Here is a 21,117-nt window from a genome sequence, read left to right as displayed (position 1 = left end):
CCTGTGCGATCACAAAACCGATAATCAGAAACGACTTTTGCCGAATCGCGCCCCAAAAAAAACCCCGCCGAGGCGGGGTTTGTTGCTGTCACGATGACCGGCGTTAAGCGTTGATCTGCGCGTGCATTTCCTGCACGGAGATCACCTGCTCAGTGGCGCTGGCATTCAGTGACGTGGTGGTGGCGAAAGCACCATTCAGTGTGGTGTCGTAGTGCACCTTGTACTGCAACGCACTGCGGCGGATGAGTTTGGAATCCTCAATCGCCTGGCGGCCTGCGGTGGTGTTAACGATATAGGCGTACTCGCCGTTTTTCACCCGATCCTGAATATGCGGACGACCTTCATGCACCTTATTCACCTGGCGCACCTCAATCCCGGCAGTTTTCAACACCTCAGCAGTACCCGCAGTAGCATCCAGTTCAAAACCAGAATCCTGCAGGCGACGAGCCAGCTCAACGATGCGTTTCTTATCGCCTTCGCGCACTGACAGCAGCGCACGACCGCTCTTCTTCATGTTGCTCTGTGCGCCCAGCATCGCTTTGCAGAAAGCTTCTGCGAAGGTACGGCCCACACCCATCACTTCCCCGGTGGAGCGCATTTCCGGGCCAAGGATAGGGTCAACGCCCTGGAACTTGTTAAACGGCAGCACGACTTCTTTCACGGAGTAATACGGTGGGATGATCTCTTTCGTCACACCCTGAGCAGCCAGCGTTTTGCCCGCCATCACGCGTGCGGCAACCTTCGCCAGCGGCATCCCGGTCGCTTTAGAAACAAACGGTACGGTACGTGCAGCACGTGGGTTCACCTCAATCAGGTAAACCTCGTTGTCTTTCACTGCAAACTGCACGTTCATCAGACCGCGTACGCCCAGTTCAAAGGCCAACTTTTTCACCTGGTCGCGCATCACATCCTGGATTTCCTGGCTCAGCGTATACGCTGGCAGTGAACAGGCTGAGTCACCGGAGTGAACGCCCGCCTGCTCAATGTGTTCCATAATGCCGCCAATCAGCACCTGCTCACCGTCACAGATGGCATCTACGTCAACTTCGACGGCGTCATCCAGGAAACGGTCCAGCAGAACCGGCGCATCATTAGAGACGGAAACCGCCGTGTTGAAGTAACGCTTCAGGTCGATTTCGTCGTATACGATTTCCATCGCACGGCCGCCCAGCACGTAAGACGGACGCACCACCAGTGGGTAGCCAATCAGTGCTGCTTTTTCGACGGCCATTTCAATGGCGGTCACGGTGGCGTTAGCCGGCTGTTTCAGGCCGAGGCGATCAACTGCCTGCTGGAAACGCTCACGATCTTCTGCACGGTCAATGGCATCCGGGCTGGTACCGATAACCGGCACGCCTGCGGCTTCCAGCGCACGCGCCAGTTTCAGTGGCGTCTGGCCACCGTACTGTACGATCACACCCTTAGGCTTCTCGATGCGCACGATTTCCAGCACATCTTCCAGGGTCACCGGTTCGAAGTACAGACGGTCGGAGGTGTCGTAATCGGTAGAGACGGTTTCCGGGTTACAGTTGACCATAATGGTTTCGAACCCGTCTTCGCGCAGCGCCAGTGAGGCGTGTACGCAGCAGTAGTCGAACTCAATGCCCTGGCCGATACGGTTTGGACCACCGCCCAGCACCATGATTTTGTCACGGTCCTGGTTAGGGTTCGCTTCGCACTCCTCTTCATAAGTGGAGTACATGTAGGCGGTATTGGTGGAGAACTCTGCCGCACAGGTATCAACACGTTTGTAGACCGGGTGCAGGTTATGCTGCTCACGCAGCGCACGGATTTCGGCTTCAGAGACACCGGCCACATCGGCCAGGCGTGCATCGGCAAAACCTTTACGCTTCAGGGCACGCAGGAAGTCATAGTTCAGGCCGTTAATGCCCTGGTCTGCTACCTGCTGTTCCAGCTTCACCAGCTCTTCAATCTGCACCAGGAACCAGCGGTCAACGTTGGTGAGCGCGAAGACATCTTCCACGCTCATCGCAGCACGGAAGGCATCAGCGATGTACCAGATGCGGTCGCAGCCAGCATCTTTCAACTCGCGACGAATGGTCGTCAGCGCTTCCGGGTCGTCAAGGCCCACTTTCGGGTCAAAACCATGGGCGCCCACTTCCAGACCGCGCAGGGCTTTCTGCATCGATTCCTGGAAGGTGCGACCAATTGCCATCACTTCACCCACAGATTTCATCTGTGTGGTCAGACGATCATTGGCACCGGCAAATTTCTCGAAGTTAAAGCGAGGGATCTTCGTCACAACGTAGTCGATGGACGGCTCGAAGGAGGCCGGAGTCAGGCCACCGGTGATGTCGTTGGTCAGCTCATCCAGCGTAAAACCGACGGCCAGCTTGGCGGCGATTTTCGCAATCGGGAAACCGGTCGCTTTGGATGCCAGCGCTGAAGAACGTGATACGCGCGGGTTCATCTCAATGACAATCAGGCGACCATTTTCCGGATTTACCGAGAATTGTACGTTTGAACCGCCGGTTTCCACACCGATCTCACGCAGTACCGCCAGCGAGGCGTTACGCATAATCTGGTACTCTTTGTCGGTTAGCGTCTGTGCTGGCGCAACGGTGATGGAGTCACCGGTGTGAATACCCATGGCATCGAAGTTTTCAATCGAACAGACGATGATGCAGTTGTCGTTTTTATCACGCACCACTTCCATCTCGTACTCTTTCCAGCCAATCAGTGACTCATCAATCAGCAGCTCATTGGTCGGCGACAGGTCGAGGCCGCGCTCGCAAATCTCTTCAAACTCTTCGCGGTTGTAAGCGATACCGCCACCTGTGCCACCCATGGTGAATGACGGACGGATAATGCACGGGAAGCCCACGTCAGCGGCAACCGCCAGCGCTTCTTCCATCGTGTGTGCGATACCGGAACGTGCGGTATCGAGGCCGATTTTCTTCATCGCAACGTCGAAACGACGACGGTCTTCCGCTTTATCGATCGCATCAGCGGTGGCGCCGATCATCGTGACACCAAATTCAGCCAGCACGCCCTGACGTTCCAGCTCCAGCGCACAGTTCAGCGCAGTCTGGCCGCCCATGGTTGGCAGCACGGCATCCGGGCGCTCTTTCTCAATGATTTTGCGCACCACTTCCCAGTGGATAGGTTCGATATAGGTCGCATCGGCCATATCCGGGTCGGTCATGATGGTGGCCGGGTTGGAGTTCACCAGGATAACGCGGTAACCCTCTTCACGCAGCGCTTTACACGCCTGCGCACCCGAGTAGTCAAATTCGCAGGCCTGGCCGATAACAATCGGGCCAGCACCGAGGATCAGGATACTTTTTATGTCTGTACGTTTTGGCATTGTCTTTCTCTCCCGACCTTAAATAGCTTTTTTAATCAGTTCGATAAAATGATCGAACAAGGGCGCAGCATCGTGCGGGCCTGGGCTGGCTTCCGGGTGCCCCTGGAAGCTGAAAGCGGCTTTATCGGTGCGGTGAATACCCTGTACCGTATGGTCAAACAGTGAAGTATGGGTCACACGCAGATTAGAAGGCAGCTGGCTGTCGTCAACGGCAAAACCGTGGTTCTGGGCGGTAATCATCACGGTATTGTTATCGTGATCTTTCACCGGGTGGTTACCACCGTGGTGGCCCAGTTTCATCTTCACGGTCTTGGCACCGCTGGCCAGCGCCAGTAACTGGTGGCCGAGGCAGATACCGAACACCGGAATGTCGGTTTCCAGTAGGCGTTTGATCGCCGTAATCGCGTAGTCACACGGCTCCGGGTCGCCAGGACCGTTAGAGAGGAACACCCCGTCCGGATTCAGCTTCAGCACGTCTTCCGCGGAAGTCTGCGCCGGAACAACGGTCAGACGGCAGCCGCGATCCACCAGCATACGCAAGATGTTACGCTTCACGCCGTAATCATACGCGACAACATGGAACGGCAGGTCTGCATCAGTCTTCGGCGCAGGCAGCTCACCTTCCAGCGTCCAGCTCCCCTGCAGCCACTGATACGCATCCTTAGTGGTCACTTCTTTCGCCAGGTCCATGCCTTTCAGGCCCGGGAACGCTTTGGCTTTTTCCAGTGCTACAGCGGCATCCAGCGCATCGCCCGCGATGATACAGCCATTCTGTGCCCCTTTTTCGCGAAGCAGACGGGTCAGCTTACGCGTATCGATATCGGCAATAGCGACAATGTTGTGGCGAGTCAGGTAATCAGACAGGCCTTCTTCATTACGGTAGTTGCTGGCAATCAGCGGTAAATCACGGATAACCAGGCCCGATGCATGTACCTGAGAAGATTCTGCGTCAGCGGAGTTGGTGCCGACATTGCCGATATGGGGATAAGTAAGAGTGACGATCTGGCGGGAATAGGAAGGATCAGTGAGGATTTCTTGATAACCGGTCATTGACGTGTTGAAAACAACTTCTCCCACTGCCGACCCGGTTGCCCCGATGGCCCGACCGTGGAATTGGGTTCCGTCTTCCAGAACCAATAGCGCTGACTTAATCAAAACATCCTCCAGGGAATAAACAGTCACAATATATGCATATTAATTCAGGAATGACCCCAAAATCAATGCAAAAACTGCCTGACTGCTCAGTTTTTGGCAAATTGGGCGCATTCTAATGATCGCCCTCTCTATTGTCTACCCTGCGAGGATGTTTTTCTGCGTTTTTTAACTAACTGAGCGTAAATCCGGAAGATTTACCCTGAAAGCATGACACATCCTGGTCATAAAATCGGTTGCCTGAGCGCTTGTGCATAATTTCAGGGGGTGGGGAGTAAAAAAGTGGACCAAATGGTCAAAAATAGCGCTTACGGAGGGTGAAAAACAGAGATAAGATCAACTTATAAGTGGAACCTATAAAAAAATAACTTAAATGGCTATTTATACAAAATAAAAAGGGCAATAAAATTATTGCCCATCCAATCAAAAAGTTATGATTGAAATAACCACATCACGATGGTACACAACACTTATAAATCATCAAGATTCAGGACACTGCGCATATCATGAAGCCCTGTTTTATGCGCTTTCAACCATATTGCTGCACGAACTGCGCCATTAGCGAAGGTCATACGGCTTGAAGCCTTGTGGGTTATCTCTACCCGCTCGCCAACATCTGCAAACATCGCTGTATGCTCACCGACGATATCTCCGGCACGTACAGTGGCAAAACCGATGGTCTGTGCTTCACGCTCACCGGTGTAACCTTCACGGCTATAGACCGCATGCTCATTCAGGTTCCAGTTCATCGCATCAGCAATCGCTTCCCCCATCGCCAGCGCGGTACCCGATGGTGCATCAACTTTATGACGGTGATGCGCTTCGATGATCTCGATATCCGCGTAGTCACCCATCACTTTGGCGGCTTTCTCCAGCAGTTTCAGCACCAGGTTAACGCCCACACTAAAGTTGGCGGCAAACACGATGCCGATATCAGCAGAAGCGGCTTTGATGGCGGCTTTACCGTCCTCATCGAATCCGGTGGTACCAATAACCATCGCTTTTTTATGCTGACGACAAAATTCCAGATAATGCAGCGTGCCTTCCGGGCGGGTGAAATCGATCAACACATCGAAATCATTCACCACCGCATCAAGGTTATCCGTCACTTTAATGCCCAGTGCGCCACAACCAGCCAGCTCTCCGGCATCTGCGCCCGTCAGCGACGAACCTGAACGCACCAGCGCGGCGCCCAAACGCGCACCTTCAGACTGAACCGTTGCCTGAATTAGCTGACGCCCCATACGCCCTGCGGCTCCCACAATGGCGATACGGATTTCTGTATTACTCATATTTATTCATTCCTGACAGATTTCTATTCATTCAAGCCGCATACAGATTAACCAGCGGTTAACGTCTGCGCCACAATTAAAACCAGATAATAAGAATTTTACGCCAGCGCGTGAGGATTATCAGTAAAACAGATTTTGTAAGGATTGGGGAAGGGAAATGGGATGGCCGTTGAGTGGATAAACTACGAAAATTGGCAGGCATCCTTGCTCAAGCAGAACTGGCTATATAACCTACAAAAGCTGATTGTTAATCAAACCAAGGATGAACCATGCTGTATATCGATGCCAATGGCTATATCGATGCGGTCAGGATTACCAAAAAGATTTTTCACTCCCTTCATCACGGTAACATGGGCCATGTTAACGGCATTGTCGTTCATCAGACCGGGGCCGCAACGTTACAAAGTACCTTTAACAGCTACCAGCACGCCAATGCCAACGGGGCCCATTTTATCATTGATAAAGATGGCACCATTTATCAGACGGCCTCGCTGTTCAAAATGACTTACCATGTTGGCAGGATGAAATCGCGCTGCCTGATCACGCAAAAATGTGAACCCGCTGAACTCAAAAAAGCCACTCAACTGGAAAACGCCTGGCGCACCAAAGAAATATCAGACAGGGAGAGGCAAAAACCCTGGCCCGACCGCTTTCCGGCAAACACGGATGCAATTGGTATTGAGATTGTTGGAGAGGCTTTCAAGACAGAGGATTTAAAGGAATATCCTGATGGTAGAATTTTTGAGGCCGTAAATCAGCACCAGTCAGAATCACTTGAGTGGCTAGTCAGAGAATTAAAAAGCACGTTGAAGATTAGTACGAGTGAAATCTTCAGGCATCCTGAAATTGCCAGAAAAAATATCACTGAAGCGAGTTCAGCCAAATGGTAATCAAACCCTTTTGCTTAAATACTGGCATCTTGCTGGTCTCATTGTTTCTTATCGGCTCCAGCTACGCCAATCCGGTCACATCCGTCAGCATCGTCAGTAGTGGGCAGACGCTGAAAGCAGTCACCAATCCCAGTGAAATTAAGGCCTGTAAAAAGTTCACACCAACCACAGAGCAGGTGATCAACTTCTTTAATCACGCCTATCCGGTTGATAATCATTTCGCTATAGATACCCGCTACTCATCCTGCTACGCACAAGGCGACATCAAATATGGCGACCAGCTACCTGGAAAATGGATGTTATATTCAAGTGGGATTGCGACTTTGGTTCTGAACGATGAAAACTCAGTTAACCTCTTTTATGAACACAACACATGGTACGATCCGAATGAGGGCGGATATGATGATAAGTAATTGAAATAACTGAAATTGCACAACTTAAGGGAATAAGGCGACCGGAAAAAAGGTCGCCCAAGACAGGAGAAAATGCGCCCTACTCGACCTGACGAACTTCCACGCGCAGCTCTTTCGGTACTTCAAACACAATGTTCTCTTCGCGACCAATCAGCTCGATGGCATCGACGCCACCCAGTGAGTTCAGCCGTTCGATCACCTGTTGCACCAGGATATCCGGTGCCGAAGCACCTGCGGTGACGCCAACACATCCCACACCTCTGACCCACTCTTCCTGAATATCATCAGCGGAGTCGATCAGACGTGCCAGCTTGCCGGCACGCTGTGCAAGCTCTGCCAGACGGTTTGAGTTCGAAGAGTTTTTCGAACCGACCACCAGCACTACATCAGCGTCACGGGCCAGCGTACGCACCGCTTCCTGCCGGTTAGTGGTGGCGTAACAGATGTCGTCTTTACGCGGACCAACAATTTTGGGGAAACGGGCACGCAGCGCATCGATCACTTCATAGGTGTCATCGACGGACAGCGTGGTTTGCGTCATAAAGCACAGATTGTCTTCATCTTTAACCTGAAGTTTCCACACATCTGCTGGCGCTTCCACCAGATACATCCCCCCTTTCGGGTTGTTGTACTGGCCCATTGTCCCTTCCACTTCCGGGTGGCCCGCATGACCAATCAGGATCGCTTCCGTTCCTTTTCGACTGGCACGCGCCACTTCCATATGCACCTTGGTGACCAGCGGACAGGTGGCATCAAACAGCATGGTCAGCTCGCGCGCTTTGGCTTCAGCACGAACGGCCTGAGACACGCCATGTGCAGAGAAGATCAGGATAGAACCATCCGGCACTTCAGCAATCTCTTCAATAAAGATCGCCCCGCGCTCGCGCAGGCTGTTGACCACATAACGGTTATGCACCACTTCATGCCGCACGTAGATAGGTGCGCCATACATCTCCAGCGCACGCTCCACAATGCTGATAGCGCGATCAACGCCTGCGCAGAAACCGCGCGGGTTAGCCAACAGGATCTGCATTGCTCGTCTCCCGTACCGGATCAATCTCCAGCACTTCTACGTCAAAGTGAATGGTCTGCCCGGCCAGTGGGTGATTGAAATCAACGGTGATCGAATCACCAGAGATTTCACGGATCACACCAGGCATCTCGTTACCATCCATGCCGCTGAACAGCATGATGGCACCAATTTCCGGTTCTCCTGCCTGCACAAAGTCACGGCGCGAAAAATACTGGATCAGGTCCGGGCTGATACCGCCGAACGCATCGTCTGCGTCCAGCGAAAAAGCACACGCTTCACCCGTTTTTAGTCCGAGAAGATGACTTTCCAGCCCTTCTGACAGGCTACCATCGCCGAGGCAAAACAACGCCGGTTTACCGTGACTGCGCGTGGATTCCGCTGTGGAACCATCCGCCAGTTTTAAGGTGAAATGCACCAGCACTTCGCTGTCACGCTGTACAGAATCGGTCATGCCTTACCCTTTATTCTTAGCCTGTTTGCCGTTCGGGCTCAGGAACCCTTCCAGCACGATCAGCGCGGCACCAATACAGATACCGCAGTCGGCAATATTAAACGTGGCAAAGTGCCAGTCACCGACATAGAAATCGATGAAGTCCACCACAAAGCCATGATATGACCGGTCAAACAGGTTGCCCACTGCGCCACCCACAATCAGCGCATAGGCGATGTTATTCAGTTTATTGCTCGCGCTGGTGCGGTACATCATCACCAGCAGCACCACGACAATGGCAATGGCAATACCGGCAAAGAACCAGCGCTGCCAGCCACCTTTATCGGCGAGGAAGCTGAACGCCGCGCCGTAGTTGTGAGCATAAAAGAAGTTAAAGTACGGCATCACTGGCATCGATTCGTGCAGCATCAGATTATTCATAATCCACTGCTTGCTGCCGAAATCAATGACAATCACCACCAGCACCAGCCACAGCCAGCGCAATCCGGTTGAGAGAACAGGTCTGCTCATCATGCAAACTTACGCTGTTCGCCGCTGCCCGCGACGTTAGAGACACAACGACCGCAGACATCAGCGTGTTCGGCGTTCTGGCCGATATCGCTAGTGTAATGCCAGCAGCGTGGGCATTTCTCACCTTCTGCTTTCTGCAGAGCAATTTTCAGACCTTTCACCACATCACTCTGCTGCGCATCGTCGGTTGCCTGTGCATAGTCAGCGACCTTAGCCCCAGAGGTCAGCAGCACAAAGCGCAGTTCCTCACCCAGGCTGGTCAGCTTGGTTGCCAGGTCAGCATCAGCGTACAGCGTTACGCTGGCTTCCAGAGAACCACCGATACGCTTATCAGCACGCGCCTGCTCGATCACCTTATTGACTTCACCGCGTACTTTCAGCAGTTCAGCCCAGTAGCTGTCATTCATTGGCTGGTTGTCTTCCAGGCTGAACAACCCGTCGAACCACTCCTCGGTAAACACGTACTGGCTGCGTTTGCCCGGCAGATAGCCCCAGATTTCATCGGCGGTAAAGGACATGATTGGTGCCATCCAACGCACCAGCGCTTCCACGATGTACCACAGCGCGGTCTGGCAGCTACGACGCGCCAGGCCATCTGACTTCGCGGTGTACTGACGATCTTTGATGATATCCAGATAGAATGAACCCATCTCAACCGAGCAGAACTGCATCAGACGCTGTACCACTTCATGGAAATCGTAGGCTTCGTAAGAAGCGACGATATCATTCTGTGCGGCCAGTGCGCGGCCCACAGCCCAACGGTCAACGATGACCATCTCTTCCGGTTTCACCAGATCGGTTTCCGGGTTGAAACCGGCGAGGTTCGCCAGCAGGAAACGCGCGGTGTTACGGATGCGACGATAGCTGTCGGCAGAACGCTTAAGGATTTCGTCAGAGACAGCAATTTCACCGGAGTAATCGGTCGATGCCACCCACAGACGCAGGATATCGGCACCCAACTTGTTCATCACGTCCTGTGGGCTGACGGTGTTGCCCAAGGATTTGGACATCTTGCGGCCCTGACCATCGACGGTGAAGCCGTGCGTCAGTACCTGGCGGTATGGCGCTTTGCCTTTCATCGCAGTGGAGATCATCAGCGAGGACATAAACCAGCCACGGTGCTGATCCGAACCTTCCAGATATAAATCAGGTTCGTTACCGCCAAACTCAGGGCGCGCATCAACCACCGAGTAACTGGTCGATCCTGAATCGAACCATACGTCCAGGGTATCCGGCACTTTAACGTAGTTGTCAGCATCAGCACCCATCAGATCGTGGGCATCGAGATCCCACCATGCCTGGATACCGTCCTGCTCAACCCGCTTCGCTACCTTCTCCATCAGTTCCAGAGAATCCGGGTGCAGCTGCTCAGTGTCTTTGTGGACGAACAGCGCCATCGGCACGCCCCAGGTACGCTGACGGGAGATACACCAGTCAGGGCGGTTAGCCACCATCGACTCAATACGCGCCTGGCCCCAGTCCGGGATCCACTGCACGCCTTTGATCTCTTTTAGCGACTGCGCACGAAGGCCTTTCTGATCCATGCTGATAAACCACTGCGGAGTTGCACGGAAGATGATCGGCGTTTTGTGACGCCAGCAGTGTGGGTAGCTGTGATGCAGTTTCTCAACATGCAGCAGAGCGCCCTTCTCGCGCAGCAACTCAACGATCATATCGTTGGCTTTAAATACGTTAACGCCGTCCAGCGTCGGGTATGTGCCTGGCAGGAAGCTGCCGTCCGGGCCGACCGGGTTAGCGACTTCAATACCGTACTTCTGGCCAATCACATAGTCGTCCGGGCCGTGGCCAGGCGCAGTGTGAACGGCACCGGTACCGGCTTCCAGCGTCACGTGCTCACCCAGCACCACCGGAGAGGTGTGGCTGAGGAAAGGATGCTGGAAGCCCATCAGTTCGAGGTCAGCGCCTTTCGCTTCACCCAGCACGGTCCATGCAGCCATGCCAACACGCTTCATCACACTCTCGACCATGTCTTTAGCGAGGATCAGGGCACGGCCCTCAATCTGCACTAGCTGGTAGTCAAATTCAGGATGCAGAGAGATGGCGCGGTTAGCCGGCATCGTCCACGGCGTGGTAGTCCAGATCACCAGGGCAATCGGGCCATCAACGTGGCCTGCGCCAAATTTCGCCTGCACCGCGTCTTTATCGACGGCATTGAACATCACATCGATAGACGGGGAGGTTTTGTCGTAATACTCCACTTCCGCTTCAGCCAGCGCAGAGCGGCAGTCCAGGCACCAGTGCACCGGCTTTGCGCCCTTGTGCAGGTGACCGTTGCCGATGATCTTACCCAGGGCACGGATGATGTTGGCTTCGGTTTGGAAGTTCATCGTCAGATACGGACGATCCCAGTCACCCAGCACTCCGAGGCGGATAAAGTCGGCTTTCTGCCCTTCCACCTGCTCGGCGGCATATTTACGGCAGGCAGCACGGAATTCGGATGCGCTGACTTTCTCGCCCGGCTTACCGATCATCTGCTCAACTTTATGCTCGATAGGCAGACCGTGACAGTCCCAGCCTGGAACGTACGGCGAATCATAGCCCGCCATGCCTTTCGACTTAACGATAATGTCTTTCAGAATCTTGTTAACGGAGTGACCAATATGAATGCTGCCGTTCGCGTAGGGAGGGCCATCATGCAGAATAAAGGTTTTTTTCCCTTTCTTGGCTTCGCGAATGATGCCGTACAGCTTGTCATCATACCAACGTTGCAGCATGCCCGGTTCGCGTTTGGCCAGATCGCCACGCATCGGGAACCCCGTTTCCGGCAAATTCAGGGTAGATTTATAGTCACTCATCAGATTCTCGGTTCCGTATGTCGGTTCTATGTAAACTTAAACCGATGTCTTCAGCCCAAAAAAAGTTCGGGCAGTCACCACATCGTTTGCAATTTGTTCTTTCAGTGCGTCGAGCGAGGCAAAGCGCTGCTCGTTACGTATTTTATCACGCAGTACCACTTCAATATGGCGCCCGTAAAGGTCGATAGAGACATCCAGCAGATGTACTTCCAGCTGCTGACGCAGCCCTGCAACGGTAGGTCGGGTGCCGATATTTGCCACACCGGCTAACGGATGTGAACCCAGCCCCAAAACCTCCACGGCATACACCCCTTTGACCGGGGAGACGGTGCGCCGCAGCGGCAGGTTAGCCGTAGGGAAACCAATGGTGCGGCCCAGCGCATCGCCATGCACTACACGGCCAGAAATGCTGAAAGGACGCCCCAGCAGGGCATTGGCCATCGACAGGTTATCTTCTGCCAGCGCCTGGCGAATCGCCGTGCTGCTGATGCGTTTTCCGTCATCGCAGAATGTCTGGGTACTGATGACATCAAAGCCATATTCGACACCCGCATTCTGTAATAACAGGAAATCGCCCTGGCGACCAGCGCCAAAGCGGAAATCATCCCCAACAGCCAGGAACTCAACGCCCAGCTTATCAACCAGAAGATCGGCGACAAAACTCTGTGCCGTCCTGGCCGCAAAACGGCGATCAAAACGCACGCACAGCACGGCATCGACGCCGGCCTGTTCGAGGTAACGCACTTTCTCCCGCAGGCGTGTCAGCCGCGCAGGGGCTTTTTCCGCCGCAAACAGTTCCAGCGGCTGAGGTTCAAACAGCATGACCATCACTGGCAAATTGCGCTGACGCCCTTCTTTGCACAGTTGCGCCAGCAGCGCCTGATGACCGCGATGTACGCCATCGAAATTCCCGATAGTCAGTACGCAGCCGCGATGCTGCTCTCTAAGGTTATGTATGCCGCGGATAAACTTCATGGCTGGCTCAAATTTGTGGAAATCGGCGGATTATACCTTGTACAGCCGTGAAGGTTAACCCACGAATTCGGGCTTTCATGCTTTCTTCTCCCCATTTCGCTCTGTAGGGTGCTGATCCAGCGTGGTATGATATTTTTCTTGTGAATAAGCTGTATTCGCCTGGATGAAGCTGGTAGAATCTTGCGCCATCGAAACGTAATCAAGTGCCACTGTTTGACCGGCGCTTATTTGCACAAATCCATTGACAACCGAAGGCGAAAAGGGCATATTCCTCGGCCTTTGAATTGTCCTCATAGAACTATTTGGGAGTTGGACCTTGGCTAATATCAAATCAGCTAAGAAACGCGCCGTAACATCTGAGAACCGTCGCAAGCACAACGCTAGCCGTCGCTCAATGTTGCGTACTTTCATCAAGAAAGTTTACGCGGCTATCGCTACTGGCGATAAAGCAGCTGCGCAGAATGCATTTAATGACATGCAACCAATTGTGGACCGTCAGGCAGCTAAAGGCCTGATCCACAAAAACAAAGCTGCACGTCATAAAGCAAATCTGGCTGCACAGATCAGCAAACTGGCTTAATGTCAGCGTGTTAATCGAGCTTTGATAAAGAAACCGCTCCGGCGGTTTTTTTATGTCTTTTTTTTGAGGGTACACCCCGCAAGCAGGTGCGACCTGAAAAAGGCCGCCCCTACCTTTCCATCAATCACTACGTCATTAATGCGATGATTGTGCAGGCAATTTAACCCGCAGAAGACTATATCCCACCACAGCAGACAGTACAGATCCGGTGAGAATCCCCAGCTTGGCCAGCGTGACCATCTCCTCATGCGCGGCGTCAAATGCCAGTGAAGCGATAAAGATAGACATGGTAAAGCCGATGCCACACAGCACACCCACAGCGGCAATATCCACCATCTTGGTGTTTTCCGGCAACACGGCAATCTTCAGCTTCACCGACAGCCAGCAAATCAGCGTGATCCCCAACGGTTTACCCACCAGCAGACCCAGAATAATCCCCAGCGGTACCATCGAGAACAATCCTTCAACTGAGACACCCGTCAGGGAAACACCGGCATTGGCAAAGGCAAACAGCGGCAGGATAAGCCAGCTCACCCAGGGGTGCAGACCATGCGCCAGTTCAATCGACGGCGAGTGTCCATCCTGTTTTTTCAGCGGAATAAACAGACCGACAATCACCCCCGCCAACGTGGCATGCACGCCCGACTTCAGCACTGCCACCCACAGCACCATTCCGACCAGCAGATAGACTGAGGTTTTACGCACACCACACAGGTTCAACAGGGCCAGAGCAACGATAGACGCTGCAGCAACCCCCAGTGAGACCAATGACAGATCGCTGGTGTAGAAGAAAGCGATAATGACAATGGCACCCAAATCATCGATGACGGCCAATGCCATCAGGAACATTTTCAACGCCGGTGGCACGCGGCTACCCAGTAGCGCCAGAATACCCAGCGCAAAAGCAATATCGGTGGCAGCAGGTATCGCCCAGCCGTGGATCGCCAGCGCGTCATTATGATTCAGAGCCGCATAGATCAGTCCCGGGGCCAACATACCGCCTAAGGCGGCAATCAACGGGAACATCGCGCGCTCCCGGCCCTTCAGCGACCCCATCATCAGTTCGCGTTTCACTTCCAGGCCAATCATCAGGAAAAACAGTGCCATTAATGCATCATTGATCCATAACAGCAGATCTTTATTGATATCCAGGGCACCGAAACGGAACTGCACCGGCATTGCCAGAACGGCCTGATAAGCCTGCTGAGTACTGGCATTATTGGCGAGGAACATAGCGACGGCAGCGGCGATAATCAGCACCACACCGCCCGTGGCATCGTTTTTTAAGAGTTTTTTGAAAAAGAGGTTCATGACAGACTCCGCTGTTAATCTCAGTGAATAAGCTTCAGATGACCGATAGCATACGTGTTTAAACCGCTGGAAAAAAACAGTTTATGCCCTCCCGACACCTCGATATTGAAGAATTATTGAGATGAAATGAAAAATAAGGAGCAGGAAAATGCGAATATCAGGCAGGCTAAGGACGTAAAAAAAGCCGCACGAAGCGGCTTTCTTGGCACATTGATAACAACTTACAGTGCGCAGTAAACGCGTGCTTCACGTGGGGTATAAATACCGAAAGTCACTACAGCCAGCAGGCCGTTGACGAAAGTCTGCTGAACTTCAACGCGATCGACTTTATCCTCACCGCCACAAATTGCCGCAGCATCCAGCGTTTTTTTCTGACCGATACCCGACACGAAGAAGTGGTGAGTGGTCACCTGCTTAGGCGCAGCAACCTGATTATGTTTCAGTTGGAAAGTTTGTTGAGCACAACCAGAAAGCAGAACAGCGAAGGCGGCAATTGCCAGAATCTTTTTCATGAACCCAATTCCATTAGATAAATTGAAGCGACATCTAATAACAATCAGATACTCAATGCAATATTAAGAAACAACATTGATACTTTCAAAGAGATTCCACCAAAAATTTTCCTGAAAGAGAGATAAAAGAGCTGAAAAGTGGAAAAATACAGGGGATTTATTGATGTTTCGGCTCCCTGAATGACCAGGGAGCCGTTGCGATTAACGGGTCAGATCGTCAAAGAACTTCTTCACGCCATCGAAGAAGCTTTTAGAACGCGGGCTGTTCTTCTCACCGGATGGGCCGCCGAAGCTCTCTTCCAGTTCGCGTAACAGCGATTTCTGCTTCTCACTCAGGCTGACTGGCGTTTCCACCACCACGCGGCATAACAGGTCACCCTGCGCACCACCACGTACTGATTTCACACCCTTACCGCGCATACGGAACAGTTTGCCCGTCTGCGTTTCCGCAGGGACTTTCAACTTCACGCGGCCGTCCAGCGTCGGTACTTCAATCTCTCCACCCAGCGCAGCCATCACAAAGTTGATCGGGACTTCGCAGTACAGATTGTTCTCTTCACGCTCAAAGATATTGTGCTTACGCACCTGAACCTGAACATACAAATCGCCTGATGGCGCGCCGTGCTCACCCGCCTCCCCTTCGCCGGTCAGACGAATGCGGTCACCGGTATCCACACCCGCCGGAATTTTCACCGACAGGGTTTTCGAACGCTCAACCCGGCCATGACCGCGGCAGGCGTTACACGGATCTTTAATCACCGAGCCACGACCATGACAGGTCGGACAAGCTTGCTGTACGGTGAAGAAGCCCTGACGCATCTGTACCTGGCCAGCACCGTGACAGGTTGAACAGGTTTGCGGTTTGGTACCGACTTTCGCGCCACTACCGTGGCAAACATCACACTCTTCCAGCGTTGGAATGCGGATCTCTTTGGTCACGCCGCGTACCGCTTCTTCCAGCGACAGCTCCATGTTGTAGCGTAAATCTGCGCCGCGTGCAGCACGCTGTTGACGGCGGCCTCCGCCAAAGATATCGCCGAATACGTCGCCAAAGATATCACTGAAGTCAGCACCGCCACCGCCGCCGAAGCCGCCATGACCGCCACCGCCCATACCGCCCTGTTCAAAGGCTGCATGGCCGTACTGATCGTAAGCCGCACGTTTCTGCGCATCGGTCAGAATTTCGTAGGCTTCTTTGACCTCTTTAAATTGTTCTTCGGCACCTTCACCCTGGTTACGATCGGGGTGAAACTTCATTGCCAGGCGTTTATAAGCCTTTTTGATTTCACGCTCTTCCGCTGATTTGGAAACGCCTAAAACCTCGTAATAGTCTCTCTTCGCCATTGTTATTGATCCTGCCCTTAACATGCATGCACGGGCGTAGGATTTCTCCGACGCCCGTGCTGGTAATCAATGGCGCATGACGCGCCACCTTGCCCGCTCAAGGGCGATTATTTTTTGTTGTCTTTCACTTCTTCAAATTCAGCGTCGACAACATCATCGTCTTTCTTCGCACCATCGGTCGCATCTGCTGCGCCGCCAGCGGCCTGCTGCTGTTGAGCAAACTCCATCAGCTTGCTGGACACTTCCATCAGAGCCTGGATCTTGGCTTCGATATCCGCTTTATCTTCGCCTTTCAGCGCCGCGTTCAGTTCGGTCAATGCGGCTTCGATAGGCGCTTTGTCATCCGCTGGCAGTTTGTCGCCCGCTTCGTCCAGCTGCTTACGTGTGCTGTGTGACAGCTGATCGCCCTGGTTGCGTACCTGAACCAGTTCTTCGAACTTACGGTCAGATTCAGCATTTGCTTCCGCATCACGCACCATTTTTTCGATCTCTTCGTCGTTCAGACCGGAAGAGGCCTTGATGGTGATTTTCTGCTCTTTACCGCTGTTCTTGTCTTTCGCTGACACATGCAGGATACCATCGGCATCGATGTCGAAAGTCACTTCGATCTGAGGCATACCACGTGGTGCGCTCTGGATACCGTCCAGGTTGAACTGACCCAAAGATTTGTTATCCGCTGCACGTTTACGCTCACCCTGCACAACATGGATGGTCACGGCAGACTGGTTGTCTTCAGCGGTTGAGAACACCTGGCTGTGCTTGGTTGGGATAGTGGTGTTCTTAGTGATCAGCGACGTCATCACACCGCCCATGGTTTCGATACCCAGCGACAGCGGGGTAACATCCAGCAGCAGAACGTCTTTTACTTCACCCGCCAATACGCCACCCTGAACCGCTGCACCAACAGCAACAGCTTCGTCCGGGTTCACGTCTTTACGCGGCTCTTTACCGAAGAACTCGGTCACTTTCGCCTGAACCATTGGCATACGTGTCTGGCCACCAACGAGGATCACATCGTTGATCTCAGAGACGGACAGACCTGCATCTTGCAGAGCCACTTTCAACGGCTCGATAGAACGAGCAACCAGATCTTCTACCAGTGATTCCAGCTTCGCACGGGTCACTTTGATGTTCAGGTGTTTAGGACCTGTCGCATCAGCAGTGATGTACGGCAGGTTTACGTCAGTTTGCTGGGCAGAAGACAGCTCGATCTTCGCTTTTTCTGCCGCTTCTTTCAGACGCTGCATCGCCAGTGGATCGTTGTGCAGATCGATGCCCTGATCTTTCTTAAACTCAGCCACCAGGTAGTTGATCATACGGCTGTCGAAGTCTTCACCACCCAGGTGGGTATCACCGTTGGTTGCCAGAACTTCGAAGGTTTTTTCGCCATCAACTTCATCGATTTCGATGATAGAGATATCGAAAGTACCACCACCCAGGTCATATACCGCGATAGTGCGGTTACCCTGACCTTTATCCAGACCGTAGGCCAGAGCCGCTGCGGTTGGTTCGTTGATGATACGTTTTACTTCCAGACCAGCGATACGACCGGCATCTTTAGTTGCCTGACGCTGTGCATCGTTGAAGTATGCCGGTACAGTGATAACCGCTTCAGTCACTGGTTCACCCAGATAGTCTTCAGCCGTTTTCTTCATTTTTTTCAGCACTTCTGCTGAGATCTGTGGCGGAGCCACGCGCTGGCCTTTCACGTCCAGCCATGCATCACCGTTTTCAGAACCCACGATTTTGAATGGCATGATTTTCAGGTCACGCTGCACTTCTTCATCCTGGAAGCGACGGCCAATCAGGCGCTTAATCGCAAACAGAGTATTCTGCGGGTTAGTCACGGCCTGACGTTTAGCAGGCTGACCTACCAGCGTTTCACCATCCTGGGTGTAAGCAATAATCGAAGGTGTTGTACGATCGCCTTCTGCATTCTCCAGTACACGCGCTTTGCCGCCATCCATGATAGCTACACAAGAGTTCGTTGTGCCCAGGTCAATACCAATAATCTTACCCATTTAAACATCTCCCACTTAAATTCAATTCAAATCAGCTTATGAACCATTAATGCGGGCATTTTTTACAGTTTCAACTGCTCGCCCTACGCTTTTTTTTCCAGGTCCGTAGCTTCGGATGCCAACTAAGATGGGGCCGGGCAACGCGGCATCAAGGGGGAGAGAGAAAAAAATTTTCACTTTGCCCTAAAAAGACAACGGGCCAGCCTGAGCTGACCCGTAAAACGCTATGATTGCGCGTTATTGTGCGCTGATCTGCTTTAATAGCGCCTGTTGCCCGGCTTCACCTCGCAGCCAGCAGCCGACCAGAACGCCTATCCCCGCCAGTGCCAGCACATAGTAAGCGGGTGACATTGGTGACAGCTTCAGCATCAGCGTCAGCGCCATCGGCGTCAGGCCGCCGAAAAAGGCGTAGGCGAAATTATAAGAAAAGGAGATACCGGTAAAACGCACTTTTGCCGGGAACGCACTCACCATCACGAACGGCACCACGCCCACCACACCGACACACAACCCGGCGACCGCATAGGCAATAAAGAGATATTCCGGCGACTGCGCAGCCACATGGAAAAACGCCCAACTGGAAGCGGCCATTAACAGGCTTCCCACTATCAGGGTAGTGGCAGCACCGATACGGTCCACCAAGGCCCCGGCAATAATACAGCCAAAAATCAGCATCACCGTTGCCAGGCTGTTCGCCTGAAGCGTCAACGCGGCGGGCAGGCCATGTAACTTTTGCAGTAATGCGGGTGCCATCAGCAAGACCACGACAATACAGGCCGACAATAGCCAGGTCAGCAGCATCGACACCACCACGCCATGGCTATGACGGAATAACACCGTGATCAACGGCAGCTCGGCTGAAAGCGTTTTACGCTGCTTCATCTGGAGAAAGACCGGCGTTTCATGCAGCCAGCGGCGCAGGTACATCGCCAGCAGGCCAAAGCCGCCGCCCAGCAGGAAGGGAATACGCCAGCCGGTTTCAGCGACAGCCTGCGCACTCATGGTGGTGGTAATCAATGTTGCCACCAGCGACCCCAACAGAATACCGAAGGTCAGGCCGGCGGTCAGCGTTCCGCAGGCAAAACCAATCCGTTTCTCCGGCACGTGTTCGGCGACAAACACCCAGGCACCCGGTACTTCACCGCCAATGGCAGCCCCCTGCAACACACGCAGCAGTAGCAGGAGTATCGGCGCAGCAATACCGATGGAGGCGTAGGTGGGCAGCAGCCCCATCGCCAGCGTGGGCAATGCCATCATCAAGATGCTCAGGCTGAACATTTTCTTGCGTCCCTGGCTATCCCCGAAGTGCGCCATAATCAGGCCGCCCAGCGGGCGGGCAAGATAACCGGCAGCAAAAATCGCATAGGCCTGAAACTGACGCAACCAGTCAGGGAGACCTAAAGGGAAAAACAGGTCGCCGATCACGCTGGCGAAAAAAATGAAGATAATAAAGTCGTAAAATTCGAGTGCGCCACCCAGCGCAGCCAGAGTTAACGTCTTGTAGTCGTGCCGGTTGAGGTGACGCGCATGATCATGGGACATAATTATTCACGAAAATCCAGAGTCAGAAGAAAGCCGTATAGTTAACGTTTGTAAAGCTGAGATGACTATACCGTCAATTTTCTGCCACAGCAGTGGACGCTGGATCTTATGCCTGAAAAAACGATTTTTTAGTTGTTTGTTTCGCGCCGTGCGCTTTTAGGACGAAATGCTGCTACGACCTTCGGATCAGTCTCCATGTAGGGCCCCTCCAGCAGCTGAATACAGTACGGGACACTGGCAAAGATGCCATGTACCTGCGTATTACCCTCGCTGTCTTTCAGACCTTCCAGCGTCTCCTGAATCGACTTAGGTTGTCCCGGCAGGTTGATCACCAGCGACTGTTTACGGATTACTGCCGTCTGGCGTGAAAGGATCGCGGTGGGTACAAAGTTAAGGCTAATCTGTCGCATCTGTTCACCAAACCCCGGCATTTCCCGGTCAGCAATCGCCAGCGTCGCATCCGGTGTGACATCGCGCCGGGCCGGGCCGGTTCCCCCGGTGGTAAGCACCAAATGGCAGAACAACTCATCGACCAGTTCACAGATCGCCTGCTCAATCATCGGCTGCTCATCAGGCACCAGACGTTTTTCAATTTCAAATGGCGTAGTTAACGCCTCAGACAGCCACGCCTCAAGGGCCGGTAATCCCTGATCCTGATAGATGCCATTTGCGGCGCGATCCGAAACGGAAATCAAACCTATGCGTAATGTATTCATCATGTTCTCGCCATTCATACCCGGCAACATCAGTACGGCCGGTGGGGGTAAGCGTGTTTTCACAAGAATACACTGAATTCAGGAATATTGGCAAAGAGGCAAACAGACATTTTGCTAATGATGACAACGGAAATAGAATGAAAAATAAAACAGAACAATCACACACTATAGATTAAAAATCACAGGCTCATCATATTTAAGAAAAAACAGGACTCATTTTATTTCGCTTTT

The 21,117-nt window shown here is 52.9% G+C and carries 17 protein-coding genes; 3 read left to right on the top strand and 14 right to left on the bottom strand.

What is annotated here, in order from left to right:
- Window positions 1-103: 103 nt before the first annotated feature.
- From carB to dapB, 3 genes are all read right to left on the bottom strand, one after another.
- Complete coding sequence (gene carB, locus FVB43_RS02710; protein ID WP_167863355.1) at window positions 104-3,328, bottom strand: carbamoyl-phosphate synthase large subunit; 3,225 nt, start codon at window positions 3,326-3,328, stop codon at window positions 104-106.
- 18 nt (window positions 3,329-3,346) lie between these two features.
- Window positions 3,347-4,483, bottom strand: a complete 1,137-nt coding sequence (carA, locus tag FVB43_RS02705) for a glutamine-hydrolyzing carbamoyl-phosphate synthase small subunit (protein ID WP_133842344.1) — start codon at window positions 4,481-4,483, stop codon at window positions 3,347-3,349.
- A 467-nt stretch (window positions 4,484-4,950) separates the two neighbouring features.
- Window positions 4,951-5,772, bottom strand: coding sequence for a 4-hydroxy-tetrahydrodipicolinate reductase (gene dapB, locus FVB43_RS02700; protein ID WP_133842345.1), 822 nt, complete (start codon window positions 5,770-5,772; stop codon window positions 4,951-4,953).
- A gap of 269 nt (window positions 5,773-6,041) precedes the next feature.
- On the opposite strand from dapB, the gene FVB43_RS02695 reads away from it, so the two are divergent.
- Window positions 6,042-6,662: a peptidoglycan recognition protein family protein gene (locus FVB43_RS02695; protein ID WP_167863354.1), complete on the top strand. Its 621-nt coding sequence runs from the start codon at window positions 6,042-6,044 to the stop codon at window positions 6,660-6,662.
- On the top strand, window positions 6,656-7,075 hold the full coding sequence (locus tag FVB43_RS02690; protein WP_133842346.1) for a hypothetical protein: 420 nt from the start codon (window positions 6,656-6,658) through the stop codon (window positions 7,073-7,075). Before FVB43_RS02695 ends, FVB43_RS02690 begins: the two co-directional genes overlap by 7 nt.
- A 79-nt stretch (window positions 7,076-7,154) precedes the next feature.
- Here FVB43_RS02690 and ispH read toward each other — a convergent pair whose 3' ends face one another.
- From ispH to ribF, 5 genes are read right to left on the bottom strand one after another with little or no spacing between them, the layout of a single operon-like run.
- A complete protein-coding gene (ispH, locus tag FVB43_RS02685) occupies window positions 7,155-8,108 on the bottom strand; it encodes a 4-hydroxy-3-methylbut-2-enyl diphosphate reductase (protein WP_133842347.1) in 954 nt (317 codons plus the stop codon).
- On the bottom strand, window positions 8,089-8,559 hold the full coding sequence (gene fkpB / locus FVB43_RS02680; RefSeq protein ID WP_159336875.1) for an FKBP-type peptidyl-prolyl cis-trans isomerase: 471 nt from the start codon (window positions 8,557-8,559) through the stop codon (window positions 8,089-8,091). Before fkpB ends, ispH begins: the two co-directional genes overlap by 20 nt.
- A 3-nt stretch (window positions 8,560-8,562) precedes the next feature.
- The gene (gene lspA / locus FVB43_RS02675) at window positions 8,563-9,069 is read right to left on the bottom strand and encodes a signal peptidase II (RefSeq protein ID WP_171149331.1); all 507 of its coding nucleotides are present in this window, start codon (window positions 9,067-9,069) and stop codon (window positions 8,563-8,565) included.
- Entirely contained in the window at window positions 9,069-11,885 is a 2,817-nt protein-coding gene (gene ileS / locus FVB43_RS02670) for an isoleucine--tRNA ligase (protein WP_167863353.1), read from the bottom strand. Before ileS ends, lspA begins: the two co-directional genes overlap by 1 nt.
- A 36-nt stretch (window positions 11,886-11,921) precedes the next feature.
- Window positions 11,922-12,860, bottom strand: a complete 939-nt coding sequence (gene ribF, locus FVB43_RS02665; protein ID WP_133842351.1) for a bifunctional riboflavin kinase/FAD synthetase — start codon at window positions 12,858-12,860, stop codon at window positions 11,922-11,924.
- A 316-nt stretch (window positions 12,861-13,176) separates the two neighbouring features.
- Here ribF and rpsT point away from each other — a divergent pair, with 316 nt between their 5' ends.
- Window positions 13,177-13,440 carry a 30S ribosomal protein S20 gene (rpsT, locus tag FVB43_RS02655; RefSeq protein ID WP_133842352.1) on the top strand — a complete coding sequence of 88 codons (264 nt, stop codon included), beginning with the start codon at window positions 13,177-13,179 and terminating at the stop codon, window positions 13,438-13,440.
- Between the two features lie 135 nt (window positions 13,441-13,575).
- Here rpsT and nhaA read toward each other — a convergent pair whose 3' ends face one another.
- The 6 genes from nhaA to mog form a co-directional block, all read right to left on the bottom strand.
- A complete protein-coding gene (gene nhaA / locus FVB43_RS02650) occupies window positions 13,576-14,751 on the bottom strand; it encodes a Na+/H+ antiporter NhaA (RefSeq protein WP_159336873.1) in 1,176 nt (391 codons plus the stop codon).
- Between the two features lie 221 nt (window positions 14,752-14,972).
- Window positions 14,973-15,263, bottom strand: a complete 291-nt coding sequence (locus FVB43_RS02645) for a Bor family protein (protein ID WP_133842354.1) — start codon at window positions 15,261-15,263, stop codon at window positions 14,973-14,975.
- Window positions 15,264-15,464: 201 nt separating this feature from the next.
- Complete coding sequence (dnaJ, locus tag FVB43_RS02640; protein WP_133842355.1) at window positions 15,465-16,607, bottom strand: molecular chaperone DnaJ; 1,143 nt, start codon at window positions 16,605-16,607, stop codon at window positions 15,465-15,467.
- Window positions 16,608-16,714: 107 nt separating this feature from the next.
- Window positions 16,715-18,628: a molecular chaperone DnaK gene (gene dnaK, locus FVB43_RS02635; protein ID WP_133842356.1), complete on the bottom strand. Its 1,914-nt coding sequence runs from the start codon at window positions 18,626-18,628 to the stop codon at window positions 16,715-16,717.
- Window positions 18,629-18,865: 237 nt separating this feature from the next.
- Window positions 18,866-20,170, bottom strand: a complete 1,305-nt coding sequence (locus FVB43_RS02630) for an MFS transporter (protein ID WP_133842357.1) — start codon at window positions 20,168-20,170, stop codon at window positions 18,866-18,868.
- Between the two features lie 128 nt (window positions 20,171-20,298).
- Window positions 20,299-20,886 (bottom strand): molybdopterin adenylyltransferase, encoded by a 588-nt coding sequence (gene mog, locus FVB43_RS02625; RefSeq protein WP_133842723.1) that lies wholly within the window; start codon window positions 20,884-20,886, stop codon window positions 20,299-20,301.
- Window positions 20,887-21,117 lie beyond the last annotated feature (231 nt).

Origin of the sequence: Erwinia rhapontici, assembly GCF_012271765.1 — a bacterium.
In the GTDB taxonomy this organism is placed as follows: domain Bacteria; phylum Pseudomonadota; class Gammaproteobacteria; order Enterobacterales; family Enterobacteriaceae; genus Erwinia; species Erwinia rhapontici.
Note: the sequence above shows the minus strand (reverse complement) of the source record. Positions and strands in the feature narration are given on the sequence as shown.

What these genes read in the sequence shown, in the direction of transcription:
- carB (WP_167863355.1), bottom strand. Translation starts at nt 3,328, where the DNA reads ATGCCAAAACGTACAGACATAAAAAGTATCCTGATCCTCGGTGCTGGC.
- dapB (WP_133842345.1), bottom strand. Translation starts at nt 5,772, where the DNA reads ATGAGTAATACAGAAATCCGTATCGCCATTGTGGGAGCCGCAGGGCGT.
- FVB43_RS02695 (WP_167863354.1), top strand. Translation starts at nt 6,042, where the DNA reads ATGCTGTATATCGATGCCAATGGCTATATCGATGCGGTCAGGATTACC.
- FVB43_RS02690 (WP_133842346.1), top strand. Translation starts at nt 6,656, where the DNA reads ATGGTAATCAAACCCTTTTGCTTAAATACTGGCATCTTGCTGGTCTCA.
- ispH (WP_133842347.1), bottom strand. Translation starts at nt 8,108, where the DNA reads ATGCAGATCCTGTTGGCTAACCCGCGCGGTTTCTGCGCAGGCGTTGAT.
- fkpB (WP_159336875.1), bottom strand. Translation starts at nt 8,559, where the DNA reads ATGACCGATTCTGTACAGCGTGACAGCGAAGTGCTGGTGCATTTCACC.
- lspA (WP_171149331.1), bottom strand. Translation starts at nt 9,069, where the DNA reads ATGAGCAGACCTGTTCTCTCAACCGGATTGCGCTGGCTGTGGCTGGTG.
- ileS (WP_167863353.1), bottom strand. Translation starts at nt 11,885, where the DNA reads ATGAGTGACTATAAATCTACCCTGAATTTGCCGGAAACGGGGTTCCCG.
- ribF (WP_133842351.1), bottom strand. Translation starts at nt 12,860, where the DNA reads ATGAAGTTTATCCGCGGCATACATAACCTTAGAGAGCAGCATCGCGGC.
- nhaA (WP_159336873.1), bottom strand. Translation starts at nt 14,751, where the DNA reads ATGAACCTCTTTTTCAAAAAACTCTTAAAAAACGATGCCACGGGCGGT.
- FVB43_RS02645 (WP_133842354.1), bottom strand. Translation starts at nt 15,263, where the DNA reads ATGAAAAAGATTCTGGCAATTGCCGCCTTCGCTGTTCTGCTTTCTGGT.
- dnaJ (WP_133842355.1), bottom strand. Translation starts at nt 16,607, where the DNA reads ATGGCGAAGAGAGACTATTACGAGGTTTTAGGCGTTTCCAAATCAGCG.
- dnaK (WP_133842356.1), bottom strand. Translation starts at nt 18,628, where the DNA reads ATGGGTAAGATTATTGGTATTGACCTGGGCACAACGAACTCTTGTGTA.
- FVB43_RS02630 (WP_133842357.1), bottom strand. Translation starts at nt 20,170, where the DNA reads ATGTCCCATGATCATGCGCGTCACCTCAACCGGCACGACTACAAGACG.
- mog (WP_133842723.1), bottom strand. Translation starts at nt 20,886, where the DNA reads ATGAATACATTACGCATAGGTTTGATTTCCGTTTCGGATCGCGCCGCA.